At 48.9% G+C, this 14,964-nt stretch carries 11 protein-coding genes; 6 read left to right on the top strand and 5 right to left on the bottom strand.

What is annotated here, in order from left to right; genetic code table 11:
- The first annotated feature begins 65 nt into the window (after window positions 1-65).
- A complete protein-coding gene (locus EL84_RS12140; RefSeq protein ID WP_047841884.1) occupies window positions 66-1,781 on the top strand; it encodes a sigma-54 interaction domain-containing protein in 1,716 nt (571 codons plus the stop codon).
- A gap of 47 nt (window positions 1,782-1,828) precedes the next feature.
- Here EL84_RS12140 and EL84_RS12135 read toward each other — a convergent pair whose 3' ends face one another.
- On the bottom strand, window positions 1,829-3,898 hold the full coding sequence (locus EL84_RS12135; protein WP_036672392.1) for an ATP-binding protein: 2,070 nt from the start codon (window positions 3,896-3,898) through the stop codon (window positions 1,829-1,831).
- Window positions 3,899-4,217: 319 nt separating this feature from the next.
- Between EL84_RS12135 and EL84_RS31730 the strand changes: the two genes are divergently transcribed.
- Window positions 4,218-4,508 (top strand): hypothetical protein, encoded by a 291-nt coding sequence (locus EL84_RS31730; RefSeq protein WP_152683010.1) that lies wholly within the window; start codon window positions 4,218-4,220, stop codon window positions 4,506-4,508.
- Between the two features lie 59 nt (window positions 4,509-4,567).
- Here EL84_RS31730 and EL84_RS12125 read toward each other — a convergent pair whose 3' ends face one another.
- The gene (locus EL84_RS12125; RefSeq protein ID WP_047841882.1) at window positions 4,568-6,238 is read right to left on the bottom strand and encodes a PucR family transcriptional regulator; all 1,671 of its coding nucleotides are present in this window, start codon (window positions 6,236-6,238) and stop codon (window positions 4,568-4,570) included.
- A 189-nt stretch (window positions 6,239-6,427) separates the two neighbouring features.
- Here EL84_RS12125 and ald point away from each other — a divergent pair, with 189 nt between their 5' ends.
- Window positions 6,428-7,561, top strand: coding sequence for an alanine dehydrogenase (gene ald / locus EL84_RS12120; RefSeq protein ID WP_047841881.1), 1,134 nt, complete (start codon window positions 6,428-6,430; stop codon window positions 7,559-7,561).
- A 167-nt stretch (window positions 7,562-7,728) separates the two neighbouring features.
- On the opposite strand, the gene EL84_RS12115 is transcribed toward ald, so the two are convergent.
- Complete coding sequence (locus EL84_RS12115) at window positions 7,729-8,646, bottom strand: PD-(D/E)XK nuclease family protein (protein WP_047841880.1); 918 nt, start codon at window positions 8,644-8,646, stop codon at window positions 7,729-7,731.
- Between the two features lie 513 nt (window positions 8,647-9,159).
- Here EL84_RS12115 and EL84_RS12110 point away from each other — a divergent pair.
- A complete protein-coding gene (locus EL84_RS12110) occupies window positions 9,160-9,843 on the top strand; it encodes a serine/threonine protein kinase (protein WP_047841879.1) in 684 nt (227 codons plus the stop codon).
- Between the two features lie 297 nt (window positions 9,844-10,140).
- Here the strand turns inward: EL84_RS12110 and EL84_RS12105 are convergent, their stop codons facing one another.
- Window positions 10,141-11,037 (bottom strand): helix-turn-helix transcriptional regulator, encoded by an 897-nt coding sequence (locus EL84_RS12105; protein WP_047841878.1) that lies wholly within the window; start codon window positions 11,035-11,037, stop codon window positions 10,141-10,143.
- A 129-nt stretch (window positions 11,038-11,166) separates the two neighbouring features.
- Between EL84_RS12105 and EL84_RS12100 the strand changes: the two genes are divergently transcribed.
- Both EL84_RS12100 and EL84_RS12095 read left to right on the top strand, forming a co-directional pair.
- Window positions 11,167-12,054, top strand: coding sequence for a sugar phosphate isomerase/epimerase family protein (locus EL84_RS12100; protein ID WP_047841877.1), 888 nt, complete (start codon window positions 11,167-11,169; stop codon window positions 12,052-12,054).
- A gap of 49 nt (window positions 12,055-12,103) precedes the next feature.
- Window positions 12,104-13,159, top strand: a complete 1,056-nt coding sequence (locus EL84_RS12095; protein WP_047841876.1) for a Gfo/Idh/MocA family protein — start codon at window positions 12,104-12,106, stop codon at window positions 13,157-13,159.
- 307 nt (window positions 13,160-13,466) lie between these two features.
- Here the strand turns inward: EL84_RS12095 and EL84_RS12090 are convergent, their stop codons facing one another.
- Window positions 13,467-14,786: a glycoside hydrolase family 125 protein gene (locus EL84_RS12090; protein ID WP_047841875.1), complete on the bottom strand. Its 1,320-nt coding sequence runs from the start codon at window positions 14,784-14,786 to the stop codon at window positions 13,467-13,469.
- Between the last annotated feature and the right edge of the window lie 178 nt (window positions 14,787-14,964).

Raw genomic sequence — 14,964 nt, 5'->3', positions numbered from 1 at the left:
CGATCATAAAAGTTCCTTGTAACAGGTACAGTTCTGAAAGTTATGCCCTAACTGAGGTGATATCGATGAAACATTTACTTCCAGAATTAATGTCTTTATTGCGTACGGATATGGATGTTCTGGATACAGACCTCCCCACACTTACCATTCCGTCATCAACATCGTTGGTAGATGCCTTCTGCTTATTCGACACATCTTCTTATTTATTCATTCAGGATGATGGCCCTCTATTGGGATATATCGCCGTATCCGATGTTTTGCATGCCATGATGCATGCGCATCGCCTAATAGAAGCTTATTTTGAGACCACACTGGAGACAGCGGGTTCAGCTCTGACATTAATTAATGAAGATGCCAAAGTGGCCTACTGGACAACTGGCGCGGAGCATGTTTTTTCGATCAGCAAAAAAGACATCATCGGACAACCCGCAGCGGACTTTTTCCCTCCAGATCGGCTACAGTCTCTCAAAACGTTGTATACCGGTGAAACGGTCTATCGCAAACAGCATCAGCCACGGCCCGACCTCTTCGCGCTGATTAATGCTCGTCCTGTCCAACTGGATGGACATATTGTAGGTGCAGTTGCTGCAGAAGTGGATATAACAACCGAAATCCGATTACATCAGGAACTATTACATATGACCTCCAAAGTCCAGCACCTGGAGAAAGCCGTTGCTCGGCTACGTCCCGAATTAGATCCATTTGCCAGAATCAAGGGCAGCAGCCCGGTCATCAAACAGTGCATGGAGACCATACGCAAGATCAGTACCACCTCAGCAACCGTACTTATCCTCGGAGAGAGCGGCACAGGCAAGGAGTTATTCGCCAAAGCCATTCATGATCTTCGTGAATCGCAGACTGCACCGTTCATCGCTATTAACTGTGGGGCAATTCCTGCTTCCTTGTTTGAAAGTGAGTTGTTCGGCTACGAAAAAGGTGCCTTCTCCGGAGCAGATCCCAAAGGCAAAAAGGGCAAGATTGAGCTTGCCGAAGGGGGTACTCTTTTTCTGGATGAGATCGGTGAGATGCCATTGGAATTGCAAGTGAAACTGCTTCGGGTGTTGCAGGAGAAGAGTTACTTTCCTGTGGGGGGAACGCGTATGAAACAGGCCGACTGCCGGATTATCGCAGCAACCAACCAGAATCTAATGAGTATGATTGCCCGTAATCAATTCCGAGAAGATCTCTACTATCGGCTGAATGTCATTAACCTAGTCATCCCTCCTCTGCGTATGCGCAAGGAAGATATATATGAATTAACCCAGACGTTCCTTCAAGAATTCTCATTGCTCTATAACCGTCATATTGAATTGGTTCCACCTGAAGTGTTCAAGTTGCTGTTCCAATATGATTGGCCAGGCAACGTACGTGAATTACGAAATGTGATCGAACGCCTGACCATTCTGACGACAGATGGTGAGGTGAAGCAGGAATATCTGCCCGATACCCTCACTTCCCTCATCATGCAAGAACAGTCCGAAGTTCAACTGACATCCGGAATTCATTCATATGCCAACAACGAAAATCAGCAACGTCAGGATTCGGCGGGAGCAGAACCAGAAAAAGAACCTCGATCCGTTGCAAATGTGGACGAATTAGATCCCTCAGATGATTCCGAACTTGTCTCAGGTGTTACCTACCAGCAAAAATTGGACACCTATGAGGCGCAGCTTCTAATTCAATATCTGAAAGCAGCAGATGGCAACAAACGAACACTCGCCAAGCAACTTGGCATCTCCAGGGCAACGCTCTATAACCGCATGAAGAGGCTTGGTCTATGACCAGCCTCTTCTTGTCTTCATTATCGGTATGACGAACGAATAGAACCCTACAAAATCCGCGCCAAGCGAGTCAGCGCTGTTCTGAGATGGCGATAAAATGTCGCCCGACTCATGGAACACGTCTGGGCTGCGGCAGTTGGATTGCCAGCATGCGTCCAGTAGGCCGCGCATAACAGCATCTGATCCTGTGGAGATAGGCCATGTACTCTGCCTTCCAACAGATCCATGACATACAGCTGTAACTGGATTCCATCCTTTACTCCTCTAACCCTGTCAGCATATTCATGCAATTCTCCCGGGGAACGAAGATCCCCCAACATCTTGCGAACATCCTGTTCAGTCCAGATGACACCATCCACTTCTGTTGTTTCCGGCTGTATACGATCTTCTGTTGATTTCGGATCAAGCAGAGACATGACCCACTCTCCGAAATGCCCGCTACGCAAATCCAAATCAAGTATGTCCGCCTGGTCCTCGAATCTGTCACAGACACGAGTGCGGGTTCTTCGCATCTGGAATCCAATACTTTGCAAAAATAGTTTCAGGTGAGGATTCGTTGCAACGAGTATCGCTCGCGCACCATCACCCAGTAGAGACAGTCGGTCCAGTGCCATATACCCCACCAGTTCTTCTCGTGTGTAACCAGGCACGTCATCTCTTGCCGCAGCCAGCAAAGCAAAGTGAGTATCACTCTGATCCGGATCATTGCCAAGCTCCTGTGGTGTGAAGCATTCATTCATCTCATTTGGAAAATACTTCAGTAGCAGCCCGCTACTTTCCCTATGTACTAGCACTGTAATGAACATGGCGATTGACTCTCCAAGCTGGTCACGCATCAATACGATCCCTTCGGGATAACGGTGCGCCAGCTCATCCAGGAACGGGCCATAGGACACAGCCTGCCATGGTTCCACGCTGTACTCGCACCATTGCTGTAACAAGCTGTGCAGAGCGGGCAGATCCTCTTTTCTCATCGTCTCAAGAGGGGAGAACAGGGAATCACGAGACACGTCTGCGTACTTGCGGTATTGAAGCATCGATTCCTGACAGAGCAGCAGCATCTTTCGGGCGATTTGACGACGCTCATGAGCCCCTGCGTGTTCATGTAGCGGTTTCAGCAGCTTCGCAATCTTGATACGCAATGTCTGCAACCGATGTGGCTCACGCTGTCGAAAATCCCGTAGCAGATGTACCCTGGCCATGTCATGCAGTCCAAGACCATCCGGACCGGAACGGATAAACGACATCTGTCTCAGCATGTGGTAGTCTTCTTGCGTCACAGTCATGTCCAGGACAGATGATAACAATTCCTGATTGGCTGTCTCAATCAGTGTCAGTACCTCCACCATGGGATGTAGACGGGAATTCGTCAGTTCCAATAACAATCGTGCACTGATCATATGTGACAGTTCAGCCCATTCGGACTGTGGAAGATTCCTCCTCTGATCCGCAGCTTCTACAGCAAGGGCCAGCCCCAGCGGATGTCCATCGGTCATTCGCGTAATGGTACCCGCCATCCCCTGATTCAGAAAGCCTGCCACCGTGATGTATTCCGTAATCTCATCAACTGTAAAATGTTGAAGCCGCATCTGTATAAATCTCTGATGTAATCGGGGATGTGTCCGCCAGGTGGACGCCAGTTCCGGGCGTGATGCAAGAATGACAAGTATCCCTCTTAACGGAAGTTTGGATACAAAGACTTCCATGAACCAGCTTTCTAACAGAGCAAGCTCTTCATAATTATCCACGGCCAGAACCAATCTCTTCTCGATCGATGTGTCTCTCAGCAGACTCAATGGTCGCGGGTATCCTTCACTATCCATTGTTTCCAAGCCTAATGTAGAGGACAAATAATCCATAAAAACGGAAGGAGTTGCCCCACATGATCGACCATCCATCCATATTGCCGTCGCACCTCGATCCCGAGAGACAGATAACATCTCTGAAAGCAAGGAAGATTTACCAATGCCTCCCATACCCGTAATTGAAAATATGGTTAATGGGGCTTCCGGATGATTGAACCACCGCTCCAGTGTCGTCAGTTCCTTGGTTCGACCAATGAAACGTTTGCCATCCTCAAGATATTTGTCGTATTGAGCCTCACTACTGTTTCCCATATATGTCCTCCGTACTAGATACTGGTACTTTTAATATACTTTTTTCTCTCACAAAATTGAGACTATATTGAGACGCGCAATTGCATGTGAAGTGATAGAATCTTGTTAAAAGCCAATTTAATGGAAATATTCAAAACAGCGGACATGGAAACGTATAACAAGGTATACATAAACGCCTCCGCATTATTTCTTATCATAATGGATCATTCCGCCGATCAAACTGCAATCAACATGTTACATGAGCATTTACTGATCTCGAATTCATGCTTCCCTTTCATACCCTACTACCAGCCCGATATTCCAGGAAAGGCGGATTTGTGTGAGAATAAACCTCGATATCTGTAATCTGAGCGGACAACTCGGAATCAATCCCAAACGACTTAATGAATGGCTGCACCAAAGTGGCATTTCAATGGAGGACAACGTCGCAGAACCGGAAGGACTCCCTGACCGGTCATCCCCCCCGTATCGGCTGGCTGCACCTTCTTCCTTATCACTGGCACCATCCTCCGGTCAAGTGAAGCTTTATCGGGGCCGACGCTCCACTTCCACTCTGCAACGCCTGCCTGCTTCATTACAACATACCCGGCGGATTAGTAGAAACTGCTAGACTGTGCTCAAGGTAGTGTAAGATGGGTGCACAGTCTGTGTTGCATCCCTTTCACCTCATCAAGAGGATTGCCACTGCCCATTCTCAATCATCGCGTGCGCGAGCAGCGCCATCTCCAGACAGATTCTTCTCCCTTGATCCATGTAACCTGGACCCATCAGTTCTTCCAGCTTCTCCAGTCTGTTGTACAACGTTTGCCGATGAATAAATAACTGGGCAGCTGCATCCCGTTTGGAACCAAAGTTCTGCAGGTAAGCATCCAACGTCTCCACCAATCGCAGGTGATGCGTTTGGTCATGTTCAATCAACATACCAAGGTGATCCTGGACAAAGGGTTGCAGGAAGGATTGGGGTAACGCCTTTAACATTTGATATATACCCATACGTTCGTAAAAGTGAACATGTTCCATCGAATCTACCGATCTCGAAACTTCGATCACCTGATAGGCCTCCTGAAGGCTCTCCGGCAGGCTGGTCAAACGGTTGCGTAACTTGCCAAATCCCACATGAATCATAACCTGTTTCAAGTTACGGCTCGCAAACCGCTTCACGTCCAGAGCGATTCCTTCCAGCAATCGTAGCAACTGATGACGTGCAGCAGTCGTTACCACTTCCTTCGCACAGCACAGATATACCTGGTTGTTCTTCAGCATAATCAGGCTAGGCAGATTGTTCTTCTTGAGCAGGGAACGTAGCAGGACAAGAACATCCTGATGATTCGCTTCCATTCGCTCCCGGCCTGTACCCTTCAATCGATGCTCAATCTCGATGACCCCTCCTGCAAACCAGTACTGTCCCTTCACCAGCAAACGAAGCCCCATTCGAGTCTGAGCCTGTTCCTCCTGATGGATGTTGCCATTCATCAGATCCTGGATCAGTTCATTCTGATTGCGGACCATCTTCTCCTCAAGAAACTGGGAACGAAGCGTGAGCGCTGCCGCCGCCTTCGCCGTATAATCGAGCAACAGCTTGAGATATTCCACTGGAGCTGCGGGATGCACAATCATGCCTACAGCCGAAAAAACCTGGCCAAAACAGACGACCGGATGACACAACAGAGCCTTCTCTTCGTCGATGTGGAACCATAATTCAGTATCTGAATCATTCAAATCCAGATGTTCTACCTCCTGCTCATACCAGGTATAGATGGCCTGTTCCATCTCCGGAACAAGTTCGGGCACAAAACTGCCCGGCTCCATGGACGAAATGTACACCACCGGTTTGGTAGCGTACTCATACAGCAGGTTCAGCACAGCAAACATATCCGTACTCTGTAATGTTCGTTGCTGAAGCTGACGGGAGTATGCTTCCAGACTTTTCAGCAACTGATGTTGATGATTAATGAGCAGAGAGTGAATATCCTGTGTAATCTCGACAAAACGGACCGGTTGCTCAAATACGATCAGCGGAAACTGGTGTCTGTCCGCCAGTTCAATCAGCTCTTCCGGGATTCCGTATATGCTGGTACCAAACTCCACACATAGCCCCGCTGCCTCACTGCCAATGAGCTGAAGCAGATACTCTTCGCGCCCTTCTTCCGATTGAAGCCACAGTCCAGTGGATAAAATAAGATCATGGGGGCTTACGAATGGAGATACATTGGTAATCTCCAATACATGAACCCAGCCAACCTGACGGTTCACTCCATCCTTCCCTGCCGCTAGTCGTGCTCGGCCAAATACCGGACGTGCAAGGATATCTTTGATCGTAAACACACGGTCATTTCGCAATGGCGATCCCTCTTCGTGTTATTTTTTCTTACATTATAATCCATGGACAAATGTCCTGAACAGTCTTTTTCGACAATATGTTGAGTTAAATTCCTAAAGATTAGACATCAAGTAAGGTGCAAAACGATTATCCAAGTCATAAACTTGTAGTATAATCTAACAACCAATAAATGGACGAGGTGCATGGTGATGAGAATCGGAATTCCCAAAGAAATCAAGAATAATGAGAATCGTGTAGCAATGACTCCGGCCGGGGCTGCTGATTTCATCAGAGCCGGTCACCAGGTACTGATTGAACAAGGCGCGGGGATCGGCAGTGGATTCACGGATCATGAATATCAAACTGCGGGCGCCGAGATTCGGATGGATGCCAAGTCCGTGTGGACCGAAGCCGATATGATCATCAAGGTGAAAGAACCGCTTGCCAGTGAATATGGATATTTTCGTCCGGGACTGATTCTGTTCACCTACCTGCACCTCGCAGCGGAACCGGAGCTTGCCAAAGCCCTTATTAAAAGCCGGGTAACGGCTATTGCGTATGAGACGTTGGAGGTCAACAGTGCCCTACCCCTGCTCACCCCTATGAGTGAAGTTGCAGGCCGCATGGCCTCCCAGATCGGAGCACAGCTACTGGAGAAAACAGAAGGTGGCAAGGGCATTCTGTTGTCAGGTGTACCCGGCGTCAGTCGGGGGAAAGTGGTCATTATTGGTGGCGGAACGGTGGGAACAAATGCAGCCAAAATTGCTATTGGTCTTGGCGCCGATGTGACCATCCTTGACCTGAATCTGAATCGTCTGCGGCAGTTGGATGATATCTTTGGCAATCAGATCCACACGCTAGTATCTAGCCCGTCTAACATCGCAACAGCTGTTGCGGCGGCAGATCTGTTGATCTGTGCGGTGCTGATTCCGGGCGCCAAGGCGCCAACGCTTGTCAGCGAGCAGGTGGTGAAGACGATGGCACCGGGTTCGGTCATAGTGGATGTCGCGATTGATCAGGGCGGGATCGTTGAGACCATTGATCATATCACAACCCACGATGAACCGACCTATGTGAAACATAGCGTCGTGCACTACGCGGTGGCGAACATGCCGGGCGCCGTGCCGCGTACTTCCACGGTGGCGCTGACCAACGCCACCATGCCTTATGCGCTGCAGCTGGCCAACCACGGTGCAGCCGCCGCGATTCGCGGCAGTTCGTCCATTCGCAGCGCGGTTAACGTGCTGAATGGACACATCACGTATGAGGCGGTTGCCCGGGATCTCGGGCATGCCTATGTTCCTGCGGGTCAGGCGCTGGAGAATACCGCCGCTGTCCAGTAATCTTGATATGATCGTTCCATCCGGCGCCTAGCCACCAGGCCTGTGGAACGCAATAGAAGCGCAAGTCGGGCAGATGATGTTCCCGGCTTGCGCTTCTTGATTTTTTTCACATATAGGATAGCTTGTTGGTTGGTATAAGGCCTTTTGGTTCCTCCGGTTTTGGTGCTTCAAACCGCTCGCTCACTGCACACTTCGCGGAAGTTGCAATCCCGGCAGGACCGGTGCGATGGCATCGCCGTAAAGTAGGTGACGTCCTTGGGACGGTTGTAATACTCATCCTCCACGCAGGATCGCATCTCCTCGATGTAACGCCCTACGTTCTCTTCTACCTTCTGTATATCCTCTTCCGTTGCGGTAAACTCTCGGTGCTTTCCGGTTAACAAGTACTCCACTCGCAGCTCAATCTGCTCCAAGGGAACCCGGTAATGCTCTCTCACATAGGACGCGTACAGCATTAGCTGATCCGAGAAGTCATCTTCCTTGCCCGTCTTCCAGTCCACAATGACAATATTGCCGTTACTGCGTCGATACAATAAATCCATCTTCACATACACACGTGTATCGTGCAGCATCATGGTATCCCATTTCTCGATCTCCAGAATGTCCGTACTTGCTCGGGACAAGTCCTCCCACGTAAGCGTCTGGTACAGGTTACCGACACAGGCCGAAGCCCGTTCCTTAATCGTGGCGATCCGATCATTCAACGTGTCATCCCCGTAATAGATCTCGGACAGCATCGTGCGATTCTTGGGGTTCAGTCGCCACTGATCCGCGTCCATTGATTCCACATACGCCTGATTCAGCAGCTTGCGTATCGTCTGTTCCAGGAAGTGTTCACGCGGTTTATCTTTGCCCTCTTCCCTGCTGCGTACCGCCGACTCACACATCCGATGTGCGAGATCCCCGAAGACAAGATACAGATTGCTGAGTTGCTTCAGACGGTACAGACGAACCTGCATCTCATCAGCAGAGTCTGTCTTCCAGCCGTTATGGGCACCGTAATAATGATAATAATATTTGCGCAGGCACTCATCGAACATACTCGCCCGCGACTGCGAATAAGACCACTGCGGGTATTGTGCCATAAGTAATCTGCCTTTCTGTATGCCGGATCTGCATGAGATCCCTTAATGCTCACAGTATAAAGCCCGGGCAACCTTGTCGCAAGCGCGCTTCCGTTATTTTCTTCTGACGCAACCGTTTCCGATTCGATCCGTATCGTTTATATAGTAACATCACCAAAAGATGAAATTGCGGAGCAGAACGCATAATATACTCTATAGAGGGCACGAATTCGGGACCGGGATGTTAGTACGGGTCTAGCCTGGGGCCAGTGCGGGCCCGGCGCTAACGAATCTCACACACCTTATCACGTGGATCACGAGGTTTTACGGAATCTAACGAACCCCAGACAAGCTAATTAGTCTTATTTCGGTTGTAGAACGTGTTTATTGCAAGCAAATGAGTCAATAGCGTGTCTCTGATTCGTTACATTTTCAGATCTGCCGATTTACGTGAAATAAGACTTACTCGGTTCGTTAGAAAATGATTATATGAAAAAAAATTGTACAGGCATATCCTAAAAGGAGGCACCACCCATGAATCGACCGGATTGGTTCCAGGCGGAAGAAGCACTACAACAGATCCAAGTCATCGGAAGCGACCGGAATGAGCTCGTGAACATCATCGGCGATGTAGAAGGATTGAATTGCATTGGCACAGGTACGGATGCGGCTGTATTTACGTATGACGGCTTGCCGCAGTATGCCTTCAAGATGTACTCGGATCATGCCTTGGACAAACTCGAAAATGAAAAACAGGTATACGAACAGCTCAAAGGTCTGCCATACTTCCCTACCTATTACGGCAGCGGCCGGAATGTACTCGTGATCAGTTTTGAACCCGGGGATACCTTGCTGGAATGTTTGGAAAAAGGAATCCCCGTCCCCGAGCAGGTGATGCTCGATGTGGACGCAGCGCGAGAAGCCGTTCGCAGCCGCGGGCTGAACCCTCGCGACATTCATCTGAAAAATGTAATTCTTCAGGATGGACGCGGGAAAGTGATTGACGTATCCGAGTATATCCAGGAGGGCAATGACAATCGCTGGGAGCATCTTGTCTGGGCTTATCACAACATCTATCCACGGATCAAAGGAACGCCCATATCTCCACGCATGCTGCAAACGATCAAATGGGGATACAATCAGTTCGATCATGCCAACGTCAAAATGGACGACCTCGCCAAGAAAGCCAATCGTCTGTTCTCTAGGTTTATGAAATGAGCACGTTGTACACATAGATGATTGTCTTGATATTATTGAATCAAAACCACCCGGATAACAGCCTTGAAGAGGCCTTTATCCGGGTTATTCTTTGTATATGTGCGTATGCGATGATTATGGTTACGGTAATCATTGTTGTGTGCTTTACTGCTACTGCTACTTCTATTTCTACTTCTGCTTCTGCTTCTGCTTCTGCTTCCACTTCTGCTTCTGCTCACAATTGCGACTGCGAGTTACATAGGGTCAGAACCATCTTTATAGACCTTTTATTCGAGACTACTGCTAAACTGGTCGTGCTCAACCTTCTTTTCTCCCCCGTCCCTGCGAGGGAGTCATGCCCTTGTATTGTTTGTATAACTTCGTAAAATAGTTAGCGTTGTCGCAGCCAACTCTGGCGGCGATCTCCGTAATGGTCAGACTGCTGCCTTGCAGCAGCCGCTCTGCCTCACTCATCCTGCACCCGTTCACGTATTCCACAAAGGTACGTCCGGTCAGCTTTTTAAACATTTTGCAGAAGTGATACGCATTTAATCCCACATGACTCGCCGCTTCCGTAACAGACATCTTACCTGTGGGGTCCGCTTCAATCTGTGCGATCAACTGTTTGAAACGTTCGCGGTTTGGAAAATACGATCCGACCGTTTTATCCGGTAGCTGTTGCGGCATAAAGGTTCGCGCAAGCAGGGTGAACAAGGCATGCAGCTTGGATTTCACCACGAGCTGATAAGCCGGGGGCTGTAACGCCATTTCCTCCACAGCTTCATTCAGCAAAGAATAATAGCCTGTGCAGGCTGTATTTTCCTCTGCCGGTTTGACCGGAAATCTCACTCTTCCTTCCAAATACGGCGCGACATATTGCTCATGCACAGGATCATGAGTGAAATCATGGAACAGTGCACGGTTGACCACAACGGAATCATAATGCACATCCCCCTCATCCAGAGCATATCCGACATGCAATGTACCTCCAGGAATGATGATGACCTCACCTGCTCGAACCACATAAGGTTTGCTATCAATATGAAACAGCGCACTGCCCTTGCGCATGATAATCAGCTCAAAATGTTCATGCCAATGCAAATACAAAATGCATTCTTCAGCTTTCATATCTGAACACCGATTTTGGAACAGCTGAAATGGATGTGATTTATGGTCAATTCGGGTATTTTCGTGAAGCGCTTTCAGATCCAGCACGACTTCTTCCCCCTCTTCACAAGATCCGACTATTATTACACAAGATTGTTTAGAGCCATCCCTTTAATCCACGGCTATAATGAGTGTGTCACGAAGTACTATAAGCCAATATTGGAGTGAAATACAACCATGAATAAATCATTACGCATCGGTACCCTTGTAGGCGGGCAGGACGCCGTCCGCGTTATCCCGCAGATCATGCAACACGGCTTTGAATCATTTAACCTGACCTTCTGGCAAACGACTGGTGATCTGGACCTGGCAGAGACAGCTAAACGTGTCCGTGAAATCGTGGACGAACAGGGTATTGTCATCTCCGCGGTGAGTGTATTTGGTAACCCGCTCACCGGAGCCGGAGACAACGCCGATACACTGGCAAGCTGGGAGCGAGTGATCGATCACGCACAGCTCTTTGGTGCAGATATCGTCTCCGGGTTCACCGGACGTCTGACCGATCAACCCATTAATGAGTCCATCCCCCGGTTCAAGCAAGTATTTGGTGAACTGGCACGCCGGGCAGCAGACCGGGGTGTACGGATTGCTTTTGAAAACTGTGATATGGGAGGCACCTGGCAGACAGGTGACTGGAACATTGCCCATAACCCAACGGCCTGGGAGATGATGTTTGATGCTGTTCCGGATGAAAATGTAGGTTTGGAGTGGGAGCCTTGCCATCAAATGTCCAGCCTGATCGATCCTATTCCACAGCTACGCAAATGGGCACACAAAGTCTTCCACGTACATGGCAAAGATGCCACGATTGCCTGGGATATTGTCAAGGAATATGGCGTGCATGGCCCACGTGAATTTGTCTGGCACCGCACACCCGGCTTCGGGGATAACAACTGGGCAGACATTATCACCATTCTGCGCCAGAACGGTTATCAGGGTACGATTGACATTGAAGGCTGGCATGATCCTGTCTACAAAGACGAACTCGAAATGACCGGACAGGTGCATGCATTGCGATATTTGAAACAATGCCGCGGCGGCGATTTTGTGCCCAATCCGGTATAGGAAACCATGCGAGCTGTATAACACAATTCCATGCAAAGGAGATGAGAACATGACTCATCCTTATCGGGTAATTATTGCTGGCTGCGGTGCCATGGCAAACACATGGGCGGATTATGCCTTGCAAAGGCCGGATACAGAAATCGTCGGACTGGTCGATCTATATGAACAGACAGCCCTTGCTTTTGCTACAAGACATGGCCTCACCTGCCCTACGTTCACCGATATCCGTGAAGCCATTCAAGCGACTGGTGCAAATATCGTATTTGATGTCACAATTCCGGCGAGTCACTACGGCATTGCCATGACGGCGCTGAAGGAAGGATGTCACGTATTTGGCGAGAAGCCACTGGCAGAGTCCTTCTCAGACTGCACAGATATTGTGCAAACCGCTCGCAGCACAGGACACATTCAAGCCGTCATGCAGAATCGCCGTTTCGATCCGCGTATCCGCGCCTACCAGCACCTCATTTCCGGCGGAGCTATAGGGCAGGTAGGTTACGCAGGGGCTGACTTTTTCCTCGGGCCACACTTCGGCGGATTCCGTGATCTGATGGATAGTCCACTGCTGCTCGATATGGCGATACATACATTTGATCAGGCACGGTATATTCTCGGAGCCAACCCGGTATCTGTGTACTGCCATGAGTTCAATCCTCCAGGTTCCTGGTATCAGGGCAATGCGATGGCGTTATGTATATTTGAGATGTCCGACGGGTCCGTATTCAACTATCGCGGATCCTGGTGCGCAGAAGGTGTACCCACATCATGGGAAGCAAGCTGGCGCGTAATCGGTGAAAAAGGAACCGCCATCTGGGATGGTCATGATGACATCTATGCTGAAGTAGTTACCTCGCAAAGCCTGGATGCTGATGGAAAACCATCCTTTTTCCAGCCAAGTGAGCGGATTGAAGCGGAACTGCCTGTCATGGACAAAACAGGTCATCACGGCTGTCTCGAAGACATGTTCGCTGCACTGGAATCAGGACGACTACCTGAGACCGATTGCAGTGATAACCAGTTCAGCATGGCCATGGTCCTCGCTTCCCTGGAGAGCGCCCGCACAGACCAGAAAGTCTTCATCGCCGATCTACTGAAAAACACATAGCAAAGCGCCTGTGTTTTTCATATTAAACAAAGCCCAACTGCAAAGTTCAGCAGTTTGGGCTTTCTTGTTTTTTACCTACTCTCCTATTCTAAAAATGATATCGTTCAAAAACAGTCGCGCTCGATAGTGAAAGTAGTGCAGGGGACGAAATAGATTCTGAAGAAGCAAAGCGTTCGCCTTTATCACCTGATTTCGACTTAAAAAAGTCGATCAGGAAATCCGGGGATAACAGCGATCAAAAGAACGATTCGTAACCGGAACGGCTGCTTCACGAGCAGTGAGCAATTTTTTTGGAACTTTCATCATTTTATAGAATTCCTTTTTTCATTGCCTTATACACCAACTGCGAGAACAGGCTGTTGGACCAGGCAAACCATGGTCTGGTGAACGTGTTTGGATCATCGGCGTGGAAACCCTCATGCATATATCCAGTACCTGCATCCGTGTTCTCCAGTAGTTCAATCATCGCCAGTATTTCCTCGTCATTGTCTGCAGTCAGACCCTGCATGGATAGCGCCATGTGCCAGATATATCCCGGAGGGGTATGAGGGCTACCAATACCTTTGGCTACCCGCCCTTCATAATAAAACGGATTTTCCTTACTTAAAATGAATCGCCGTGTGTTCTGATACACCCTGTCTTCAATCGAAGCATACTCCATATACGGTATAGACATCAGTCCAGGTGTGCCCGCATCATCCATCAGACAAAAGTTGCCGTAACCGTCCGTCTCATAGGCATAAATCTGCCCATACTCTGGATGACGGTAAGTACCGTACAGGGCAATACCATGTCGTATTTCTTCTTCCAAACGAGCCATCCGGCTTACCAGTTGTTCATCCCGGAACACCCACTTCGCGATCTCCCCCATCTGGCGCAAGGTTACCGCAGCGAACATGTTCGCCGGAATATTATAATGAAAATCACAGGCATCATCACTCGGACGAAATCCGGACCAAATCATCCCCGTATAATTCACAGGCATACCCAATCCTTCATTACGTAGCGTATCATGGGCGGGACAATTGCGCCGCATGAACCGGTAAGATGAACGCTCTGCGTGATGCTGCTCCGTCTCCCATAGTTGTACGATATTCTCCATCACTTTCTTGAAGCGCTCGTCAAATATATCCGTAAGTTCAGTCTCCCGCCAATATGTATAAGCCAGCTTCATGGAGAAACAGAGGGAATCCAATTCAAACTTCCGTTCCCACACCCAGGGCGACATCTCCGTCTCATCATTGGCATCCCAATGCCATCCATTAGCCGTTTCATTGAATGCATTGGCATAGATATCCATATCAGCGTAGAACGTATGACGTTTGATCAGCCCTCCGATGATACGCTGTAACTTCTCGTCATCCTTCGCAAGCGGAACATAATGCATGACCTGCTCTACCGAATCCCTTAACCACATGGCGGGAATATCCCCTGTAATCACAAAGGTTGTCCCATCCTCCAGTAGCTTCGTGGTCGTTTCCAGCGTATTGGGAAAACAATTGCGAAACTGAGCCAGCAATCTCGGTCGATGTTGCAAACGCTCGTCCGCCTCAGTCAGAATATCCTGCACAGCTTGTGGCAATTCCAATTGTGGTATAGGGATTTTCGGTAATCTGAACTGTTCCATGGATGTTGTCTCCTTTGAATTGGTTTATTTAAGTTCAGCTAATAATTTTTTACACCAGCACTCCGATTGCAGAATAACCTTCTGATCGCTGTTATCCCCAGATTTTTTCGATCCCCTTTCTCAAGGGGAAATCCGGTGATAAAGGCGCACGCTTCGCTTCTTCAGGTTATTTCTGCCC

The organism is Paenibacillus sp. VT-400 (assembly GCF_001029205.1).
Lineage (GTDB): Bacteria > Bacillota > Bacilli > Paenibacillales > Paenibacillaceae > Paenibacillus > Paenibacillus amylolyticus.
Note: the sequence above shows the minus strand (reverse complement) of the source record. Positions and strands in the feature narration are given on the sequence as shown.

What these genes read in the sequence shown, in the direction of transcription:
- EL84_RS12140 (WP_047841884.1), top strand. Translation starts at nt 66, where the DNA reads ATGAAACATTTACTTCCAGAATTAATGTCTTTATTGCGTACGGATATG.
- EL84_RS12095 (WP_047841876.1), top strand. Translation starts at nt 12,104, where the DNA reads ATGACTCATCCTTATCGGGTAATTATTGCTGGCTGCGGTGCCATGGCA.
- EL84_RS12115 (WP_047841880.1), bottom strand. Translation starts at nt 8,646, where the DNA reads ATGGCACAATACCCGCAGTGGTCTTATTCGCAGTCGCGGGCGAGTATG.
- EL84_RS12110 (WP_047841879.1), top strand. Translation starts at nt 9,160, where the DNA reads ATGAATCGACCGGATTGGTTCCAGGCGGAAGAAGCACTACAACAGATC.
- EL84_RS12135 (WP_036672392.1), bottom strand. Translation starts at nt 3,898, where the DNA reads ATGGGAAACAGTAGTGAGGCTCAATACGACAAATATCTTGAGGATGGC.
- EL84_RS12090 (WP_047841875.1), bottom strand. Translation starts at nt 14,786, where the DNA reads ATGGAACAGTTCAGATTACCGAAAATCCCTATACCACAATTGGAATTG.
- EL84_RS12100 (WP_047841877.1), top strand. Translation starts at nt 11,167, where the DNA reads ATGAATAAATCATTACGCATCGGTACCCTTGTAGGCGGGCAGGACGCC.
- ald (WP_047841881.1), top strand. Translation starts at nt 6,428, where the DNA reads ATGAGAATCGGAATTCCCAAAGAAATCAAGAATAATGAGAATCGTGTA.